Consider the following 17,684-nt stretch of genomic DNA (forward strand, 5'->3'; position numbering starts at 1 on the left):
CGCGCTTGCCGAGGAGGCAGCGCGACCCAACCATATGTCCTCGCTGCGGCTCCAAAGCCGAGCCCAAGAAGACGTGGCAGTTAGTCTCACCATTCCCGGACTCAAAGGGGAGGATAACCATCACGATAATGGCCAGCTTTGAATGCCCTAACTGTGGCCACAAGTGGCGCGGCGCGCTCTCAAAACTGAAGGTTGGAGGAGATGAGATGGAAATAGGCGGTAAGAAGGTAAAGCACGAACAAGCTGCAGAGGAGAAGAGAGAAGGCCCAGTGTTCGAGATAGACATAGACGAGCTTTAACCCATTGTCAACACGTATGCTACGAGCGACACATAGGCACTAGTTAGGCCCATCGCCACAAGCCTCTCCCATATTGGCGCACCTCCCCACCCCCACACGCTCTTTTCGAAATACTCGCGAAGCCCGACGTAAACTGGGTAGTAGGCCACCGCTACCAATAGTGCCGCAAGAGCAGGGTTACCATGCATAGCCGCGACAAACGCGCCCAGCAGCATCATACTGGACAGTATGAAGAACTCCCTCATCTCGCGCATCATGTGCGTTAATAGTAGACTTCTCCCTCTGATCATCAACTCCTCGTATACGGCCGCAACTGCTAGCAACATCGAGTTGAGCGTGGCGGATAACGCGCTTATGGAGTCTCCACGCAAGAGGGTTGAAACTAGCGAAGCAGAGAGGTATAGCATAGCGAAGCTGTAGAGTACACCGGGGATCATCGCCCTTAGTCCAAGATACCCTCTACAAGCCGTAAAGAAGCTGGCCGCCACACCAGTCACGAACTGGACTGTCACTACAACAGGGAGATACTCCGGTGGCGCGACATAAGCTAGACCATAGACACCACCCGGAATCGTAACTGCCACGAGAACGCCTAGAAGGCTGAGCCATGCGAGCAGCGTTGCATCGCCGCACGTCCTTAGAAGGAGTGAGTGATATCTCACCCTGGCTTGTAGCCTCTTCCTTGGCTGCACGGCTTTGACCCGCAGCGATAATCGCAGAGGTAGTGCCTCTGGGCGAACCGGCTCAGTGATACAGACCGCCATAATGGAGATACTCGTGTCGATTCTCATAGCAGCCGTAGCAGCTCTCATCATCAAAACGGCGTGGAGTAGCATGGGTCTAACACTCGTCGTCGTTGAAGGGGCAAGCATGGAGCCCCTCTTTCACAGTGGGGATCTAGTTCTAGTGCAACACGTGCCGCCACAAGATATCCACGTGGGCGACATTATCGTCTATCAGGGTTGTGGAGGCAAGCTAATCATACATCGTGTCTACCTCATTTGCAACAATGGAGGCACTTACTGTTATGTCACGTGGGGCGACAATAACCCAGCCCCAGACACGCCCAACATGATATGCAGTACATGCCTATGCACGTTAGACGGCATCTATCAGGCAGCCGTACCCTACGAGAAGGTGGTTGGCAAGGTTGTAGAGGCAGGTGGGTTCATCTACAAGGTGCCCTATATAGGCGCCCTTGCCTCGCTACTAAGGAGCTAACCCAGTCTCAAGCAGGTACTTGGCAACATCACGTACCCACATGCCTGTCTCGCGTAGGGATGCTACACGCTCAAGATACTCCTCCCAGCCTATCCCTCCTAGACGCCTCCTCCACTCAACAAATCCCCTCTTAAGCGCCTCTAACGCCTCAAGATGAAACCTGCAGAGTCTCCCATCAACACTCTCCCTTCCACATATAACACACGGCCTCTCAGCCTCGACCAAACGTAGACTCTTAGCCAACATGAGGCCAGCATCCCTCATAGCACGCTTCTTGTAGTCCTCTAGGAGCAGGCTAAGCACACGCTTAGCCTCCTCGACCACCTCAGCGCGTCTCCTGATTCCGCGTCTTATATCCTCCAGTAGCCTCTCAAACTCTCTCGTCATAGCCACGCTGGTCAGCTTTGGGAAGAACTTCTCAAGCACCTCGGCAACAGCGAATCCCAGGTCAGTGACTGTTACATAACCTCCGCTCAGCCGCAGATACCCACGGTCGAAGAGCGTCTCTACAATCCTTGCGCGCGTGGCTTCAGTACCAATCCCAACCTCCTCCATCCACCTTACTAGCTTCGCCTTTGTGTAGGCCTCCGGGGGCTCAGTGTAAACCGTCTCCACTACCACCCTCTCGACTCGGAGCCTCTCCCCCCGGGACACCCTCGGTATATCATCCTTTGGGCGAGAGAACGGGTAGTAGACATACCACCCTTCTTCGAGGACACGTGTCCCCGACACGTTAACCCTAACTACGCCAAAGTCTAGTGTTGCAGTCACTCTCTCAACAACAGCCGGTTTGGAGAAAGCAGCCAAGAACCTACGCACTATGAGATCATAGATGCGCTCTTCTGCACGGTTTAACTTCCGCCTAGGAACAGCCCCCGTCGGGTGTATAGCAGGATGCGCTGGATCCTCCTTGGGTCCCTGCACTGGCCTCAGCACACCACGCGTTTCGAGCAGCAGCCTCTTGACTAGCTGCGTGTAGGCCGGGATAGATGCTAAGCCTTCAAGTATGCCTCGGAAGTCTAGGGTGTGAGGCAACTTCTGGCTATTCGTTCTAGGGTAGCTTATGAGACCGTCGAGGTATAGCTGCTCGGCTATCTCCTGTGTAAAGGCCGGGCTGTACCCGTAGAGCCGAGCTGCCTCCATCTGGAGGTCGCTTAGGTTGAACGCTGGCGGGGGTTTCACATACTCACGTCTACCTGCAACACTAGAGACGAAAGCATAGCCACGCGCAGCTACCCTATCCGCTATACGCTTGGCCTCGATAAGCTTCTCACGCGAAGCTATAGTCAGCTTCAGCCTGCCCTCACGACCAGCAAGCCATACTTGCACGTTAAAGCGCGGATATGGGACGTGAAGCCTTCTCCTAGCCTCACGTTTAGCAGCCTCTACCAGCGTCGGCGACTGCACTCTACCCGCGCTCAGCACAACCTTTTTGCCGGTGACGAGCTTCACAGCCTCCATCAACGCCCTGCTGACGTTGATACCCCAGAGCCAGTCTAGCTCGTGACGAGCTAGACCCGCCTCTATCATCGGCCAGTCTAGCGGCTCCAGTCTGCGGAATGCACGGCGTATATCAGTTGGCGTCAGAGCAGAGAATTTCATGCGGTAGGCTCTCCGCACATCACCCAGGTTCCGTATGATCATGTACCCTATGACTGAGCCCTCTACGTCATAGTCACACGCGTTTATGTAGATGCTAGCGTCTCTACACAGGGTGGCTAGCAGCGCGAGGAACTTCCTAGCATGCTTGGCGCCCTCAGCCACGTCTAGGGGGACCCAACGGTATGTGAACACGGGAAACCCACGCTCGTCGGTATAAAGGCCGTAGAGGTGGCCAGCAGCCGGCGCAACTACGAACAAGCGCCCATCAACTCTGAGCACCCAGTATGGTACGCCATATGCCGTACATCTCCTCGCATATCGGCCTCCAAGAGCCTCTGCAATCTTTGCAGCCGCTTTCGGCTTCTCAGCTATTATTAGTCCATAGCCTCGCGGCGGCCTGCAGCCACCAGCCACCATCCTTACCCGATGATGCAGCTAGGACTCTGAACCCCTCATAGGGTTCCGGACACCTTCAAAGAGGCACTGGAAATGTAAGTATCAAAAGCACCACGTAGATGCCAGCGTATAACGCTGCCCTTCTAGGCGGCAATGGTTTTACTGGATTGAGTACGCCGGGATGGACACCCTTTCCTATCATGACGTGAAGCGCGTAAGCAAGCATCGCGAAGATTGCTATGATGCTCAGCTGCGGATAGACCAGTGCAAGTATCAACGCGAGGACCGGCACTAGACTACTGGTTAGGTTGTGCACCTCAGCCCCGAACACCGCGTACACAATATGCCCGCCATCCAGCTGACCTATCGGCAACAAGTTGAGGAACGTGACTATGAATACGATGAAAGCCGCAAACGCCAGAGGATGCAGTACTATCACAGCTTCACCACTGCCACCATGGAACAACCCCAAAACGAGCAACAACACCAATGGTGCAAAACTGGCCTCAATACCCGCCTCTCGGACAGACTCTTTGAACAGGCTAGCAGGCAGAGAGGGAGACAACATACCACCTATCACAGCAACTACTAGACCCGCGAGAAACCCGGCCAGGGGGCCTGCAACACCCACAAGACCCAGCCCACTACGGTCCCTAGGTATACCTCTCATACTGATAATCGCGCCAAATGTGCCGATGCCGCCGAGCCGTAAGGGCGGGGCAGGAATAAACATGGGAGCTGATACCGGAACACCGACACGCCTAGCAGCCAGAAAATGCCCGCTCTCGTGGATAGCGAGTGGGCCTAGGAGCCCAGCTAGGAACGACACAGCCAACAACATAGTGTTGTGCTCGGTTCCCGTTACCCCAGAGACTCTAGCAAAACCAGTAGCCACATCAAAACCTGCAAGGAGAACCGTGAGTATAGTCGCTAGCGTCAAAAGGAGAACATGCGCCTTTCCGAAACCCTTCCGGATGCGAAGGAAAACAACACCCAGTCCTTCGCTTAGAACGAAAAGTTTAGGCTGGTACCCAGCCTCCTCATACTCGTCTATAAGCGAATCAAAGCACTCTACCCACCCAAGCCTAGGGTAGACAAACGCGCTCCTACCGTCACAGTTGACTACCTCAAAACACTTAGTGAGCATACTACACAGACTGTTCTCTAGATCGTCACTTTGCATATGCTGCTGGGAGCTCATCGAGGAACAACCTCGTCCAGTATTTCTCTACCCTCTTCATACCTTCAAGTAGAACTTGCAGCGGAATAGCTTGGTACTCTCCCCTCCTCGTATACCTCAACACGGTTATAGGCAATACGCCCTCCGCGAGTTCAACTCGAGCCACGAGTACCGGATCCTCGCGTATACGTGGATGTAAGCGAGAAGTGTCTATCAGTGGAGGAGCACCAAGGCTCAACTGTAAGGCACGTGCGCCTATTATCCTGGCTCTCTCGAATCTAGTCAACCATGGCGGCCCAATTTTAACCTCGAAGCGCTTCTCAGCCTCGCTCATACCCGTCACCCTACACGCACTGTAAGTGCGAGGTAAGAGAGGGTGATAAGGAGAGTGGGGAGAAACAAACGAAAATAAACAAGCGCGAAATAGACGAGACATGTCAAAAACTATGGCTAATTGGGTTGGAAACGGGTTTACTCCTCCTCGCCTCCCTTACCCTTCTTCTTCTCCTTCTTTGTCGGAGCAGCGGCAATCACGTCGTCGATCTTTAGGATGGTTGTTGCTGCCTCGGTAGCGCTCTTGAGCACCTGCTCCTTGACGAGGATTGGCTCGATCACATTGATCTTTAGCATATCGTCCGCGATCCTAGCGTTGATGACGTCAATGCCTGCGAACTTCTTGCCCTCTGCGTGCAGCTTCCTGAGGTCCATTAGGGTCTGGAGAGCGTCCATGCCAGCGCTCTCAGCTAGGATCATTGGTATCTCTTCGAGGGCGTCGGCGTAGGCCTCGATGGCCAGCTGCTCCTTGCCACCAACCTTCCTGGCGTACTCGCGTAGCTTCATCGCTAGCTCGACTTCTACCGCGCCGCCACCGGGCACAATCTTTGGCTTCCTCAGGACGTTTCTTAGCACGTGTAGCGCGTCTTGTAGGTTCCTCTCAGCCTCGTCTAGGAGCATGTCGTTGGCGCCGCGTAGCAGGATGGTGACTGCCTTCGGGTTCTTGCACCTCTCAATGAAGATCATCTTGTCGTTGCCGACCTTCCTCTCCTCGACTAGGCCTGCGAAGCCTAGGTCCTCCGGGCTTAGGTCGCGGACACTGCTCACAATCCTAGCGCCAGTGGCTCTCTCTAGCTTCTCGAGGTCACTCCTCTTTACCCTCCTGACGGCCATTATGCCCTTCTTGGCTAGGAAGTGCTGCGCAACCTCGTCAATACCCTTCTGCGTTATGACTACGATGCCCGCGTTCTCGCCTAGCTTGAAGCCCTCCTGCTCAATCCTCTTCTTAGCAACCTCATAGATCCGGTCAACCATCTCCTTGAGGATCCTAGCCTCCTCCTCGAGGAACGCCTTGATCTGCTCGGGGCTCGTGATGTTGATCTTGGCGGTGATCTCTGGCTTCTCGACCTCTAGAGGAGCGTCTAGCAGCACGATGAACGCGTTCTCGACACGCTTCGGCATGCCAGGGTGCACAACCTCCTTGTCTAGGACAATACCGTGGACTAGCCTGCTGTCTAGGAGGCTGCCACCCTTCTTCTTCTCGATCTTGATGTCGTCCAGCCTCACCTCATAGGTGCCATCCGGCTTCTTCTCAGCAACAGTCTTGACCGCCTTGACTGCCATCTCAAGTAGCTTTTCGGATGCCTCGCCAGTGCCGATGTACTTGCTCGAGATGCTGGTCCAAGCGACCTTCTTCAACTCGTTGTCATCCTCGACGTTGACAGGTACGCCCATCTTGTCTAGCTCCTGGAGTGCAAATGCTAGGGCCTTCTTGTAACCCTCGATGATCGTAGTCGGGTGTATGTTCTCCTCGAGGAGTGTCTCGGCGCGATCTAGCAGTGTACCAGCGAGCACCACGGCACTGGTCGTACCGTCGCCTACCTCGGCGTCCTGAGCCTTAGCGACCTCCACTAGGAGCTTTGCAGCTGGGTGCTGAACCTCCATCTCCTTAAGGATCGTCGCGCCGTCGTTGGTGATCGTGACGTCACCAAAGCTATCAACTAGCATCTTGTCAAGGCCTCTTGGGCCGAGGCTGGTCCTTAGTATCTCTGCGATCACCTTGGCTGCTAGTATGTTGCTTCTTAGCGCCTCACGCCCGTAGGTCCTCTGGGTACCCTCCTTAAGCACGAGTACCGGGATGCCATACAGGGCCATTTCTCGTCACCCTCCAAGCCTTCCACGTAGAGCTGTCAGCTCCACTTCTATAAAAGCCTTACCACCGTAATGCTTTTCCTAGAGACGGGGCCCGCGCATCTTCGGGGTCACACCGTGGGCAAGGTATACACGAGCGTAGTGAAGAGGACTGCCAGGCGACTGCTACAGATGTACCCAGATCTGTTCACAACCGACTTTGAGCATAACAAGAAGGTGGTTTCCCAGCTGGTTGAGGTAGAGTCTAAGAAGCTCCGCAACCAGATTGCTGGCTACCTCACCAGGCTCGTAAGGCTAAAGCAGAGGAGCGAGACAAGCTAACCGCACCAGTACCTAGCCTTACACCCCTTTACATCGATTGTTTATCCTGCTGCGGCTAGTGGCCTAGTCGCATCCCCGGCTTCTGTGTTCTTCCGAGGATGTGCCGGTGGACTCTGCACAGTATGAATCGCCTACCAAGCGTTTAAGCTCCCGCTGCTCCCGACGCCTATAGGCGTCTGCCTTGAGAATCGTGATCGTGATACACCCTACATGCGCATCGAGCTACCGCCTAGTAAAGACGCTTGCAAAGGAGAGGCTCTTGGACCGTGTCGAGCTTGTAGACGCCACTGACCCCCGTACACTACTACGTTATGGCGCATGGAGCGTACCATGGGTGGTTGTGAACGGCGTCCCTGCTGCCACAGACCCCGTTGAGCCAGAGGAAGTGGCCGCGATGATAAGGGGCGAGTATAAACCTGAGACTCGTGAAGCTAGAGAGGCGTTCCGCGACGCTGTGATACACAGCGCGTTCGCAGCGTCAATTGCATTCCTCAACGACCGCCTCGACCTTGTCGTCGAGCCTGGCTTCGTATCTGCAGCTCTACGCGCACCATACACGCACGTTGACGCCGAGCGAGCAGCCCAAGAGATACTCGCTAATGCGAAAGAATTATGGAGAGAGATACGTGACATGGTTGCACGTGCTCTTGGCGTTAGTTTCGTGAGAGAGACTTGGTGGTCTAGAGGAGGCAATTTGACCCAAGATGAGCTGCTAAAGCTAGTTGATAGTGGCGCCGTTAGGCTATGGCTGGTAGCCAAGGCATCGGTGGGTAGAAGCGGCCTACCGTGGGATCCACGTGTTGTAAATGAGCGCGCGACTCCAATAGAAGGTTTCGTACGCCGCGGTGCTACTGGCTTGCTTAGGAAGGTAGAACGGGAGCAAAAAGAGATTCTAGGAGACGAAGAGTATTGGAGGATTCTACGCGACTACATTGGTGTGAGTTAACCGCTGACGGGACGCCTTAGGCTAGCCACTATGTTCATTGTTCCGAGTCGATGCGTTGCACGGGTCGAGTCTAGAGTAGAACTCGTACAGCCGGCTAACCGGCGCCTTTGTAACAATTTTTGCATCGCTGACTCCACGTACGTAGAGGTATATGCTGCGTAGTCTTCCAGCCTCATCTTCAACCCTACGTATTCGCACGGGAACCCACTGTGGTACCGGAAAATCTAGCGTAACGACACGTGCACCGGGCTTCAACTCGCGCTCTAGCTTATCCGCCAGTCTCTCGTTGATACTCGCATACATGTAGATGTAGACGACTGTAGCATCGCTAACATCGACCTCGAATATATCACCCTCGATTATCTCTACCCGATCTGCAACACCCTCTTCGGCTGCCCTAATCCTCGCAATAGTAACAAGCCCATCATCTATCTCTACACCCACAGCCTTCTTGACCCGGAAGTCCCTAGCCGCTATGACAACTACTCTCCCGTCACCCGCGCCAAGATCATAAAGAACGTCACATGGCGATAAGCGCGCTAGGCTCAACGCCTCATATACAACGGAGAGAGGCGACGGTATGAATGGAGCTAGTTTCTCTCTAGCCAAGCTGGAGCCCTCCGCCTAGGTGTTGCTCGTCACCCCCTCAGCCCCGGCTTTACACTTCATCGGGCTCCTCCGCCATTCATGAACACTACACTGTGACTAGCATTTATCTGCCCCGAGGGGACCCCGGTTTTGAATGGCTAGGGCCCCCGCAAGAGGCCCGCGTCGCGGGCCTCTGTGAGCGGGGCGGGGCTCCACCCCTGCGTCAGGCCCTCCGCACAACTTGGAGCGTGGAAGCATTGGGAGAGACTAGAAGCATATCGTCAGTACTGGCCCTGACTCTTATATTGGTTTTGACGATCATAGTCGCACTTGCAGCCGTTAGCATAATGTTCTACTGGTACTCTTGGAGCGTTTCGTACGTTGAACAGCTTAGAGTACTAGGCGATAGCTACATTGAAGCTACATCAGACTACACGATAGTAGCGTTGCACCTCATGAACGAGGGGAAAAGAAGCGCGGTTATCGTCTCTGTCACTGTCGGTCACTGGGATGTACCACTGTCATACTTCCAGGTGATAATCGAGGCGGGTAACGCGAGGAAACTCACATCGGCTATAGAGGTAGGCCCTGGCAGCACAGTCTGGCTTAGGGCAATAGTCCCTGCATCACAGCTACCCATCGCAGCTAACCAGCTTGACACCGTTAAGGTAGAGATGTTACTAGACTCTGGGAGGAGGATAACAGCTATACTTGGTGTGATAAGAGCCAGATGAGAAAACAAGGGAGTCTAGTACTCGATTACCTCCATACCTAGCAGTTTCGCGACTATCCTTAGTTCTCTGCGAACATCGCCAACGATCAGCACGTGGTGGTTCGATATTGCTTTGGCAGTGAACGGTTCTGGGCTCCTCTCCTCGAGCTTTGCAACTACCTGTGTTCTACATCTACCGGCACTAAGCATGCCAGACTCTACCACCTCGGCAAGCGCGAAAGCTAGCTTACGGAAGTCGGGCGATATTGCTGTTAGCGTGTAGGTGCCTGGCTCTATCTTTGTTACAACCGCGTATGGGTTGCCCGTTTCGAAGTGCGGTATTAGGGTCGAGTAGCTGCCTAGGCTAGAGGCCGCAGTACAATGCGCTAGTACGAGTGTGCGTGTCCGTGGATCATAATGACTTGGATTGGCAATCCAACCCGGCTTTCCAGTCAACATCTTAGCAATCGTCATCAACACTAGTGCACGGTAGTCAGCCTCACATATAGATATGACACCCTCGTCTAACAAGTAACTCATCATAAGGCATGGCGTGGCGCCCTTACGCATTATGAACGGGAAGCAGTCTATCGTGACCGCAGATGCTCCACGCTCGCTAGCAAGCTTCTTCGCAGCAGCGGCCAATCTTACCGGCTTCTCGAGCAGCCTAGCATCCACGCCACCCAGATCAAAATGTGAACGTAGATACTCATACACCTCACGTACATCAACATTCTCCATGGTCTTGTCTAGTTCTTCTGATGTCACATTCTCGACTCGGAACCCGAAACGACGCGAAGCCTCAACACCCTCATCGTATACTCTCTCAGCGTCTATCTGCAATACCTTCAGGTTTCTTAGCTCTACTACCGCACGCACTGCTCTTACAACCGCAGCTGCCTCCTCAACGGCGTCGGACGGCCTAAGAGCCTCGATTAGGTATACTGGATATCCCTCACTCTCTAGCCTGGATTTAGCGCTTAGCGCAGAGGCCATACTGTTGTGGAAACCGTGGGCCAATAGTACGATCGGCTTTTTGCCACCCATTGCCTCTGCCATCATCTTTATTAGTTTACTCGACCCGCCGGTTAGTACAGCAATGAACACCGCATCGGCCTCTTGAAGCCCACCAGCTTGCATTTTCACGTCATTCTCGTCTGTTATCACTTGGAATGGCTCAATGTTCAACGACTGATACAGGCTGCGGAACTCCTCCCAAATCTTCTCGTAGTATTCGCGACCATGTACCTTGCTAGCCACTCCAAAGCCGTAGAGCTTCGCTCTCAACGCGCAAACCCCGAGAGGTATCGAAATACTGGCAGCCAGAGTGCAAAACTCTATCTCTAACCCCACCTTGGAGAGAACTACAACGCTTACTCATCCACGCGTCTCTTGACACATTGAACATTCTTACATTCGGTTATCTCGCGGATCATCTCCTCGGGAGAGGGTATATCCAAGCCAGCCTCATCAGCGAAGAACGCGTGTATCGTCTCCACGTCGTGTTTTAGAAACTCCATGGCAAGTGGATGGTTTAGATCTACTGCCTGCGCGACATCAATTATGTAGATTTTGCCATCAAGATACATTATGTTGTATTCCGATAGGTCCGCGTGCACGAGGCGCGCGCAACAGTAAATCCTCTTCATATTCTCGAATACCTGGTTGAACACGTTGACCAACTCCTCTTCATCAAGCTCCTTGTAAACCTCTTTGATTAGGGGCGCTCTCTTACCCTCACGTCCAATGAACTCCATGACGATTATGTTCTGGTAAACAAGATACGGTTTAGGTACCTGAACCCCCGCTTCGTACATCCTCTTTAGGTTCCTGAACTCCTTTCTGGCCCACGCAAAGAAGAGGCGTTTAGTATTACTTAGATCAACGCCTTCAAACCGGGGGTCACCCATTATGTATTTGTATATGCTACGACGGAACTCAGCCGTAGCCGTCAAGTATATCTTGACCGCATACTCCTTGCCGTCCCTACCAACAGCACGGTAGACTCTAGCCTCTTTACCCGCGCTAACCACGCCCGCAAAACGGTCAAGCTTTAACCGTCTCATTACCTCATAGGCTGCCATCAGGGTCTGATGGTCCCATACCTCCTCGACGGTCTCAAAAAGATCGCGATCCTTTAGACGCTTGTAACGCCTCCCGCCCAGACAAGTATCACCCCGCGCGTCACTCGGCCTCCTCGGCCTCTATTAGCTCCAGTAGCTCCTCTGGGATAACCCCCTTCTCGACAAGCCTACGGACCTCGTCCTTCGAGTATCGATATATGACGTCTCCCCGCTCGGGCTTGAAGTCCCAGGGTGCAACTAGTATCAGATCACCCTCTCTCATCCATACCCTTCTTCTCATGCTGCCGGGTATGCGCACCTTACGCGTCATACCATCGGCGCATCTAGCCAGGATATAATCCGCACCCAAGAGACGCTCTATGACGCAAAGGGTGGTTCCCTCCTCGGGGTTTGGGAGCGGAGGCTCACGCGTACTGCTAGTCTCCTCGCGCCTCTTCTTGGGCACGCCGCTTGTCACCCACAAGTCCGTGAGGTGAGCCAACCTATTACTCTATGGCCTCTCTCCAAGCAGGGGAAGCACATAGTAGCGCCCGTTGTGCCTTACTAGAAGCACCTCTCTACCCTGCTGCACGACCCCGGGGTCGAAACTGACACTCCTCCTCGGCAACTCTAGATATTCGTAGCTTCCCTCAAGCGCCTGGAGATGAATGCTAGATGGCGTTTCCGCGGCTACCAGCACCCTCTTCTCCTCCTCGAACCTCGGGCGGCGCAGCAACTTCCACGCATCCTCTACGGTTAGGCGGTGCACCCTGCGCGACCCCACCATACGTATATAGACAAAACCCGCCTTGATACCCTCAACGTGATAGAGCTTACCGTTAAACTCGACTATCGTACCCTTGGTGAAGAAGGGTAGGCGCACGCTCAACGTCAACCGTTTCTTTGGCCTACCGTCGCTACGCCTCCCTACAAGCTTCCAACTCTCCACTACCTTAGCGCCAAGCACCGATCTTATCTTCGAGGCTATGGCCTTAGCAGCACCCTGATCAACTAGTATTAGGTCGAAGCCCTCGCGTTGCTCGACCACGTCGACTATGTACTCGCGGAGGCTTGGCGATAGGCGTGCAAGGAGCGCTTCTACAGCCTCTCGCTGCTCCTCGGTTAGCTTGCCACCTTCGCCTCTCACCTGGAGTATCGCTTCTATAGCGCCGCCAGCTTTCTTGAAGCACTGTGGACACAGCTGCTTCTTCACGTCAACACGGACACGGTACTCTAGTTTAGCCTCCTCGCCCGAACTGCGCAAGCGCGCAACTACAGTTGCTAACGCATGATCACCGTGGTACTGGTCGCGCACATACTCTACACTCTCGACGCGATAAGATTCCACCTCCTGGTTAGGCTTAAAGGCGGCAGACAGTGTGAGCTTGAGAACCTCGCGTATAACATCCTCTATATCGACTGCGTCGATCGGCGGCGGATACCATCTACCTTCGAACCGGTAGGCACCACATCTAGAGCATACCGTGATATCTATGCGTTTGGGGAACCGACCTAGCCCCTCCACCTCGAGATAGCACTCTAAACAGAGCCTCCCGTCAACCAGGCGCGCTTCCCGGCCACAACGTACGCATCGTGTAAGCAAAAGTGTCCACCCCGGCAGCCGCGTCTCACCAGGTCATCCGGATTACTTGTGCATGAGGGACACCTTGTACACGCAAGATGGCTTGTGGATGAACGAGGCCCTCCCGCACAGCCGCGTTCACGATATTCTCCCCAACTAGGTTGAGCAGAGTCGCCGTCTTAGCCTCTTCAAGCGCAACACTTAGCGGCACAAGCCTCTCTCCATAGAAGTTTGGATCCACGTAAAGTGTTATCTTGTCCTCTTTGAGCCTTGCACCCAGCACCTCCTCGTCACAGATAGCTACTAGTTTCTCACCGTTAACCTCGAACACCTTCATGTAGACTAGAGGCTCTTGCACTAGCCTGCACCCTCGAGAGGAGGGGAGCCAGACAGACCCCTATAGCGCTGACCATGCGACAGCACGAACAAACTGAGCGTGTAAAAAGTGCGAGGGGGTAGAAGCCAGCGCCCTTAGAAACCGAATAGGCTCTCAAGACCGCCGGCGAGCTCCTCCTCGCTGACGCCCTCCTTCTTCTCCTCTTCCTCTTCCTTCTTCTCTTCCTCCTTCTTCTCCTCGGCGGCGGCAGCCGGCGCAGCCGCAGCCGGAGCAGCAGCTGGCGCTACCGGCATCGCGGTGGCGGTCTTTATCACCTCGTCAATGTTAATCTCCTTGAGAGCCGCGACAACAGCCTTGATCCTAACCTCATCTGGCTGAACACCTAGAGCCTCGAATATCTTCTTGAGGTTCTCCTCACTGATCTCCTTACCCATGGCGTGTAGCAAGAGGCTCGCGTAGATGTACTCCATCCCTTTGCCCCCGTCGCCGTGGCGGACGTGCAGAGCCCCTAATAAGCGTGAAATTAGCGGTGCATTGTATAGCGGTGATATAGGAGACTTCACCACCACCAATATGGGAGTGTGAAGAGCTTGCTGAGTGTAATGAGGGCTGCCGCCGCCAGACTACTATTCTCCAAGTTAAAACACAGTCGCCTACCTTCACACGTCGCCATAATACCGGACGGGAATCGGAGGTGGGCCAGGCGCCGTGGGCTGCCCGCCTGGGTAGGGCACCTCCAAGGATACAAGGTTATGAAGAGAGTTTTGACCCGCTTGTGGGAACTTGGCGTGCGCCACATCACAATCTATGCCCTGTCGCGCGAGAACTGCACTAGAAGGCCACGAGAAGAGTTGACGAGGCTCTACGAGCTACTTGTGAAGGCACTTAGGGATCTTAGGCGCGACCATCGCGTGACACAAGGTCTTGTCAGGCCTCGTGTAATAGGCGATATGAGTCTTGTACCCGACTTCGTGGTTGAAGAGATCCACATTGTCGAAAAGGAAAGCCATAGGAATGCGCCACACACGTTGAACATTTGTGTCTGTTATAGCGGCAGGTGGGAGATACTCGAGGCTGTAAGGAAGATCGCCATTAGCACGAGAGCCGAGCCCAACACTATCGACGAGGATACGTTTACCCGCTTGCTGCCTATGGGTGACGTACCTCCACCCGACCTGCTTATACGGACTGGTGGAGAGCTACGGCTCAGCAATTTCCTCTTATGGCATGTCGCATACACAGAGCTGTACTTCACCAGGCGTCTTTGGCCGGATTTTGACGATTTTGAGCTTGCAAAAGCGCTACTTAGCTACTCGAGGAGGGAGAGGAGGTTCGGTGCGTGACTAGCTCTCCTATGAACCTCAGGAGGGCGATTAATGCTATACCTATTAGCACTGTTAGCATTGCCCCGCTCGATACTATGGCCAGCGCGAGCTCCATGGGTGTCGGGGTGGCTGTCAGACTTCTGAGCGTCGCGGATAGCTGGTAGAGTATCACGACGATCATTATTACCAGCAGGAGACTTACAAGCTCGTTTATCACTGCAATGTCGCGACCTAACATCTTCGAGACTATTCGCGCCGCTACTACGCTTATTCCAGCCAAGCCTATGAGAGGCGCGCTAGATGCGAGGATCTCAGCTAGCACGTAGTGCATAGGTTTGCTATACATTGCTTGGAGTGTGTAGTACGCTATACCTATGGCAGCAGCAATGCTAACAGTTGCTATTAACGATGCGAGCGTCATTATCGGGTTTCGCGCCCATATCTCGATCATCCGTTCCTCGAGACCAAACCCTCTTATGATCATGAGTACACCGGCGATAAGTAGAAGCGCGGTGAACGCGTACCTCAGTAACCCGAGCATCGCGAGTATCGCAAATCCTGTTATCAACACACCCGGGTATCCTAGAAAGACCCTCGCAAACCTTGGCTCTATGAGCGCCTTCTTCAAGTAGCGACCAATGAGTATGTAGGTCTCCTCGACACCCCTAAGCTGTTCAACAACGACACGGCGTACTGAGAGTATAGGCGCGATTCCCTGCAAGACCGGTATAACCTCCTCATCCTCGCGACCATCGGCCACAAGCACTATACCCTCAATGTTATGCTCACGGACTATGTTCTCAACCTGTTCTCTAATCCTCAAGTCAGCTTTAACAGGATCGAGTGCATCGCCAGCAACAACCGCAACTATAGGCTCAAAACCCTGCGCGCGGAGGCTCCGCGCCGTATTAACAGCTGCATACAACACGTTTAGATCGGGATCCTCTGGGCGCACCACACCAAACACTCTTGCAGCATCCAAAACAGCCTCTTCACCAACTATAGGGGTGTTCAGCCCAACCCTCCCAATGTCATCGTCACGGTCAACCGCCAACACCAGTACTCTCTTCCTCATCCTCCTCGCCCACCACACCATACAACGCCTTCATCTCCAGCATCGTGAGAGGCTCACCCCTCTCCAGCTTCTCTAGCGCGCGACGCCTAATCTCCTCAAGCGCTCTCCTAGACTTCTCGTCAACAACACCCTTCCTTATCCTCTCCAGCTCCTCCCTAACCTCCCTTAATCTCTCAACTTTCTCGGCAATAGCGTTACTAATCTCGTCTATCTCCTTTGATATCCTATCAATCTCCGCGTCAAGGTCACTTATCTTCCTCGACACTTCCTCAGCCTGCCCACGCAACTCCTGGATACGCGCCTTGACCCTCCCTATCTCCTCCCTCACCTGGTTTATCTTCCTGCGCACCTCCTCCAGATCCATACGTATCATAGTCAACCTACCCTTCTTCTCGACAAGATCCTCGAAGACCTTTCTAGCCTCAAGGGTCTTCTCGAGAATAGCCTCGAGACGCGCTATCTCCTCTATAATCTCGCGCTCCGCATCCAACGGAAGCACTTCCGTCTGTTGCTTCCACTCCAACTCCTCTATACGAGCACGTATCGCTGCAACAGAGCGCCTGGCATAGGGGCGCAGCTCCGCTAGTACCCTACGCTGTATGTTGATCTCTTGGAGCAGCTGGCGGAGCTGGGTATACAAGTTGTTCCTCTGCTCTTTTAGCGCGTTGAGCTGCTGGAGTAGCTTCTCGCGCTCCTCACGCAGCCTTCTAATCTCCTCACGGAGCTGTCTCACACGCTCCACAAGCTGACGGCGTTGAGAGCGCAGCCTCCTAACCTGCTCTATGAGCGCATACCTCTTCTCCTTCAACGCTCTAATCTCGTCACGCAAACGGTCCATCTCTCGAATGAGAGCCTCCTCTTGCGGTGTTAGCGCCAAGCGCCTCTCCACCCCCCGGGTTACACCAGGCTCATGATGTAGCTTACTACCTGACCCCAGGCTAGTGCTGCCAGTGCCAATGGGAAATAGAACTTCCATAGACCTCTAAGGGCCTTATCGAGCCTAGCTCTGCCGTAGACGACTCTAAGGTAGACAGCGAGAAGCATGAAGGCCAACGCCTTTAGGAATAGCACTATACCGCTCCAGGGCCATGACGTTGCAGGTAGCCAGCCCCCTAGGAACAACACTGCGAACACAAGACCGAGTATGTAGAGCTTAAGGTAGTCTATCGCCATTGCTACCGCGAATAATACACCACTATACTCGGTGTACGGACCTGCCACTATCTCCTGCTCGCCCAGCACCAGGTCGAATGGTATACGGTCACAAGCCGCCAAGGCTGCAACGAAGAACACTAGTGCTGCAAGAGGGTTGAGGATTATACCTGGTAAGCCTAGCCTGGCCTGCACCTCTACAGCCTCAACTAGATCCAGGGTACCCAGGACTGATGCTCCGGCAAGCGCTGCGAGAAGAAGCACCGGCTCATAGCTCGAGTTTAGTATCGCCTCTCGTAGGGACCCTAGCAGACTGAAGCGGTTATCGCTAGCCCAACCCATTATGATTATAGGTATCGGTGATAACGCGAGGGCCGCGAGTACAATTAGCAGGGAGGTTGGGCTTTCAACTGCTACTGCAGCTGGCCCGCCAGGTATCACCGAGAACGTGACGAGGAGTACTGCTGTTACGAGAGCCGGGGCTAATACGAATGCCGGAATATCCACACTGATGGGAATAACAGGTTCTTGGAAGAAGAATCGAATACCGTCTGCCATGGGCTGCAAGGCGCCCGCGATTCTCCTCGAGACGTAGTAGGGTCCTATGCGTCGCTGTGCTCTTGCAGTCAACTTGCGCTCAAGGTATATGATTATGAGTGCTGATAGTAGCGCTGCAGCCGCCCCCGGCATTAGGAGCGCAGATAACACGGCGGGGCTCATCAACCACTCAATCAAAACTA

The 17,684-nt window shown here is 54.0% G+C and carries 21 protein-coding genes; 6 read left to right on the forward strand and 15 right to left on the reverse strand.

Translation table 11 applies throughout. The features are described from left to right. Positions 1-5: 5 nt before the first annotated feature. On the forward strand, positions 6-299 hold the full coding sequence (locus tag PYRFU_RS09555) for a hypothetical protein (protein WP_014027473.1): 294 nt from the start codon (positions 6-8) through the stop codon (positions 297-299). On the opposite strand, the gene PYRFU_RS09560 is transcribed toward PYRFU_RS09555, so the two are convergent. Then, entirely contained in the window at positions 296-1,063 is a 768-nt protein-coding gene (locus PYRFU_RS09560) for a hypothetical protein (RefSeq protein WP_014027474.1), read from the reverse strand. The genes PYRFU_RS09555 and PYRFU_RS09560 overlap by 4 nt on opposite strands. On the opposite strand from PYRFU_RS09560, the gene PYRFU_RS09565 reads away from it, so the two are divergent. Beyond that, positions 1,047-1,520 carry a signal peptidase I gene (locus tag PYRFU_RS09565; RefSeq protein WP_052296983.1) on the forward strand — a complete coding sequence of 158 codons (474 nt, stop codon included), beginning with the start codon at positions 1,047-1,049 and terminating at the stop codon, positions 1,518-1,520. The two genes, PYRFU_RS09560 and PYRFU_RS09565, sit on opposite strands and share 17 nt — an antisense overlap. Here the strand turns inward: PYRFU_RS09565 and PYRFU_RS09570 are convergent. The 4 genes from PYRFU_RS09570 to thsA all read right to left on the reverse strand — a co-directional run bounded on the left by PYRFU_RS09570 (position 1,509) and on the right by thsA (position 6,846). After that, positions 1,509-3,539, reverse strand: coding sequence for a DNA topoisomerase I (locus PYRFU_RS09570; protein WP_014027476.1), 2,031 nt, complete (start codon positions 3,537-3,539; stop codon positions 1,509-1,511). The two genes, PYRFU_RS09565 and PYRFU_RS09570, sit on opposite strands and share 12 nt — an antisense overlap. Positions 3,540-3,594: 55 nt before the next feature. Continuing rightward, positions 3,595-4,719, reverse strand: coding sequence for a site-2 protease family protein (locus PYRFU_RS09575; RefSeq protein WP_014027477.1), 1,125 nt, complete (start codon positions 4,717-4,719; stop codon positions 3,595-3,597). Beyond that, positions 4,691-5,032, reverse strand: coding sequence for a DNA-directed RNA polymerase subunit K (locus PYRFU_RS09580; RefSeq protein WP_014027478.1), 342 nt, complete (start codon positions 5,030-5,032; stop codon positions 4,691-4,693). Before PYRFU_RS09580 ends, PYRFU_RS09575 begins: the two co-directional genes overlap by 29 nt. A 137-nt stretch (positions 5,033-5,169) precedes the next feature. Beyond that, positions 5,170-6,846, reverse strand: a complete 1,677-nt coding sequence (thsA, locus tag PYRFU_RS09585) for a thermosome subunit alpha (RefSeq protein WP_014027479.1) — start codon at positions 6,844-6,846, stop codon at positions 5,170-5,172. A 114-nt stretch (positions 6,847-6,960) separates the two neighbouring features. Here thsA and PYRFU_RS09590 point away from each other — a divergent pair, with 114 nt between their 5' ends. Next, positions 6,961-7,164 carry a 30S ribosomal protein S17e gene (locus tag PYRFU_RS09590; protein ID WP_048192080.1) on the forward strand — a complete coding sequence of 68 codons (204 nt, stop codon included), beginning with the start codon at positions 6,961-6,963 and terminating at the stop codon, positions 7,162-7,164. Positions 7,165-7,345: 181 nt separating this feature from the next. Continuing rightward, the gene (locus PYRFU_RS09595; RefSeq protein WP_014027481.1) at positions 7,346-8,110 is read left to right on the forward strand and encodes a hypothetical protein; all 765 of its coding nucleotides are present in this window, start codon (positions 7,346-7,348) and stop codon (positions 8,108-8,110) included. Positions 8,111-8,131: 21 nt separating this feature from the next. Here PYRFU_RS09595 and PYRFU_RS09600 read toward each other — a convergent pair whose 3' ends face one another. Then, a complete protein-coding gene (locus tag PYRFU_RS09600) occupies positions 8,132-8,719 on the reverse strand; it encodes a class I SAM-dependent methyltransferase (protein ID WP_014027482.1) in 588 nt (195 codons plus the stop codon). Between the two features lie 236 nt (positions 8,720-8,955). Here PYRFU_RS09600 and PYRFU_RS09605 point away from each other — a divergent pair, with 236 nt between their 5' ends. Beyond that, positions 8,956-9,432: a type 2 periplasmic-binding domain-containing protein gene (locus PYRFU_RS09605; RefSeq protein ID WP_014027483.1), complete on the forward strand. Its 477-nt coding sequence runs from the start codon at positions 8,956-8,958 to the stop codon at positions 9,430-9,432. A 14-nt stretch (positions 9,433-9,446) separates the two neighbouring features. Here PYRFU_RS09605 and PYRFU_RS09610 read toward each other — a convergent pair whose 3' ends face one another. From PYRFU_RS09610 to rpl12p, 6 genes are all read right to left on the reverse strand, one after another. Continuing rightward, entirely contained in the window at positions 9,447-10,697 is a 1,251-nt protein-coding gene (locus PYRFU_RS09610) for a hypothetical protein (protein ID WP_048192086.1), read from the reverse strand. Positions 10,698-10,783: 86 nt separating this feature from the next. After that, positions 10,784-11,494: a serine protein kinase RIO gene (locus PYRFU_RS09615; RefSeq protein WP_014027485.1), complete on the reverse strand. Its 711-nt coding sequence runs from the start codon at positions 11,492-11,494 to the stop codon at positions 10,784-10,786. A gap of 100 nt (positions 11,495-11,594) precedes the next feature. After that, a complete protein-coding gene (locus PYRFU_RS09620) occupies positions 11,595-11,939 on the reverse strand; it encodes a translation initiation factor aIF-1A (RefSeq protein ID WP_048192821.1) in 345 nt (114 codons plus the stop codon). A gap of 45 nt (positions 11,940-11,984) precedes the next feature. Further along, entirely contained in the window at positions 11,985-13,076 is a 1,092-nt protein-coding gene (locus PYRFU_RS09625) for a 60S ribosomal export protein NMD3 (protein WP_014027487.1), read from the reverse strand. A 25-nt stretch (positions 13,077-13,101) separates the two neighbouring features. Further along, positions 13,102-13,413, reverse strand: coding sequence for a DUF424 domain-containing protein (locus PYRFU_RS09630; protein ID WP_014027488.1), 312 nt, complete (start codon positions 13,411-13,413; stop codon positions 13,102-13,104). Positions 13,414-13,526: 113 nt separating this feature from the next. Next, the gene (gene rpl12p, locus PYRFU_RS09635) at positions 13,527-13,862 is read right to left on the reverse strand and encodes a 50S ribosomal protein P1 (RefSeq protein WP_014027489.1); all 336 of its coding nucleotides are present in this window, start codon (positions 13,860-13,862) and stop codon (positions 13,527-13,529) included. Between the two features lie 132 nt (positions 13,863-13,994). Here rpl12p and uppS point away from each other — a divergent pair, with 132 nt between their 5' ends. Then, on the forward strand, positions 13,995-14,735 hold the full coding sequence (uppS, locus tag PYRFU_RS09640) for a polyprenyl diphosphate synthase (RefSeq protein WP_048192823.1): 741 nt from the start codon (positions 13,995-13,997) through the stop codon (positions 14,733-14,735). Here the strand turns inward: uppS and PYRFU_RS09645 are convergent. From PYRFU_RS09645 to nuoH, 3 genes are read right to left on the reverse strand one after another with little or no spacing between them, the layout of a single operon-like run. Further along, complete coding sequence (locus PYRFU_RS09645; protein ID WP_014027491.1) at positions 14,698-15,792, reverse strand: DUF373 family protein; 1,095 nt, start codon at positions 15,790-15,792, stop codon at positions 14,698-14,700. The genes uppS and PYRFU_RS09645 overlap by 38 nt on opposite strands. After that, positions 15,761-16,669 carry a coiled-coil protein gene (locus PYRFU_RS09650; protein WP_014027492.1) on the reverse strand — a complete coding sequence of 303 codons (909 nt, stop codon included), beginning with the start codon at positions 16,667-16,669 and terminating at the stop codon, positions 15,761-15,763. Before PYRFU_RS09650 ends, PYRFU_RS09645 begins: the two co-directional genes overlap by 32 nt. A gap of 20 nt (positions 16,670-16,689) precedes the next feature. Then, positions 16,690-17,679, reverse strand: a complete 990-nt coding sequence (nuoH, locus tag PYRFU_RS09655; protein WP_014027493.1) for an NADH-quinone oxidoreductase subunit NuoH — start codon at positions 17,677-17,679, stop codon at positions 16,690-16,692. Positions 17,680-17,684 lie beyond the last annotated feature (5 nt).

It is taken from the genome of Pyrolobus fumarii 1A, from assembly GCF_000223395.1.
Lineage (GTDB): Archaea > Thermoproteota > Thermoprotei_A > Sulfolobales > Pyrodictiaceae > Pyrolobus > Pyrolobus fumarii.

Bases quoted from the DNA above. Each gene is read 5' to 3' on its own strand.
- PYRFU_RS09560 (WP_014027474.1), bottom strand. From the start codon at position 1,063: ATGGCGGTCTGTATCACTGAGCCGGTTCGCCCAGAGGCACTACCTCTG.
- PYRFU_RS09570 (WP_014027476.1), bottom strand. From the start codon at position 3,539: ATGGTGGCTGGTGGCTGCAGGCCGCCGCGAGGCTATGGACTAATAATA.
- PYRFU_RS09575 (WP_014027477.1), bottom strand. From the start codon at position 4,719: ATGAGCTCCCAGCAGCATATGCAAAGTGACGATCTAGAGAACAGTCTG.
- PYRFU_RS09580 (WP_014027478.1), bottom strand. From the start codon at position 5,032: ATGAGCGAGGCTGAGAAGCGCTTCGAGGTTAAAATTGGGCCGCCATGG.
- thsA (WP_014027479.1), bottom strand. From the start codon at position 6,846: ATGGCCCTGTATGGCATCCCGGTACTCGTGCTTAAGGAGGGTACCCAG.
- PYRFU_RS09615 (WP_014027485.1), bottom strand. From the start codon at position 11,494: ATGGCAGCCTATGAGGTAATGAGACGGTTAAAGCTTGACCGTTTTGCG.
- rpl12p (WP_014027489.1), bottom strand. From the start codon at position 13,862: ATGGAGTACATCTACGCGAGCCTCTTGCTACACGCCATGGGTAAGGAG.
- uppS (WP_048192823.1), top strand. From the start codon at position 13,995: ATGAGGGCTGCCGCCGCCAGACTACTATTCTCCAAGTTAAAACACAGT.
- PYRFU_RS09645 (WP_014027491.1), bottom strand. From the start codon at position 15,792: ATGAGGAAGAGAGTACTGGTGTTGGCGGTTGACCGTGACGATGACATT.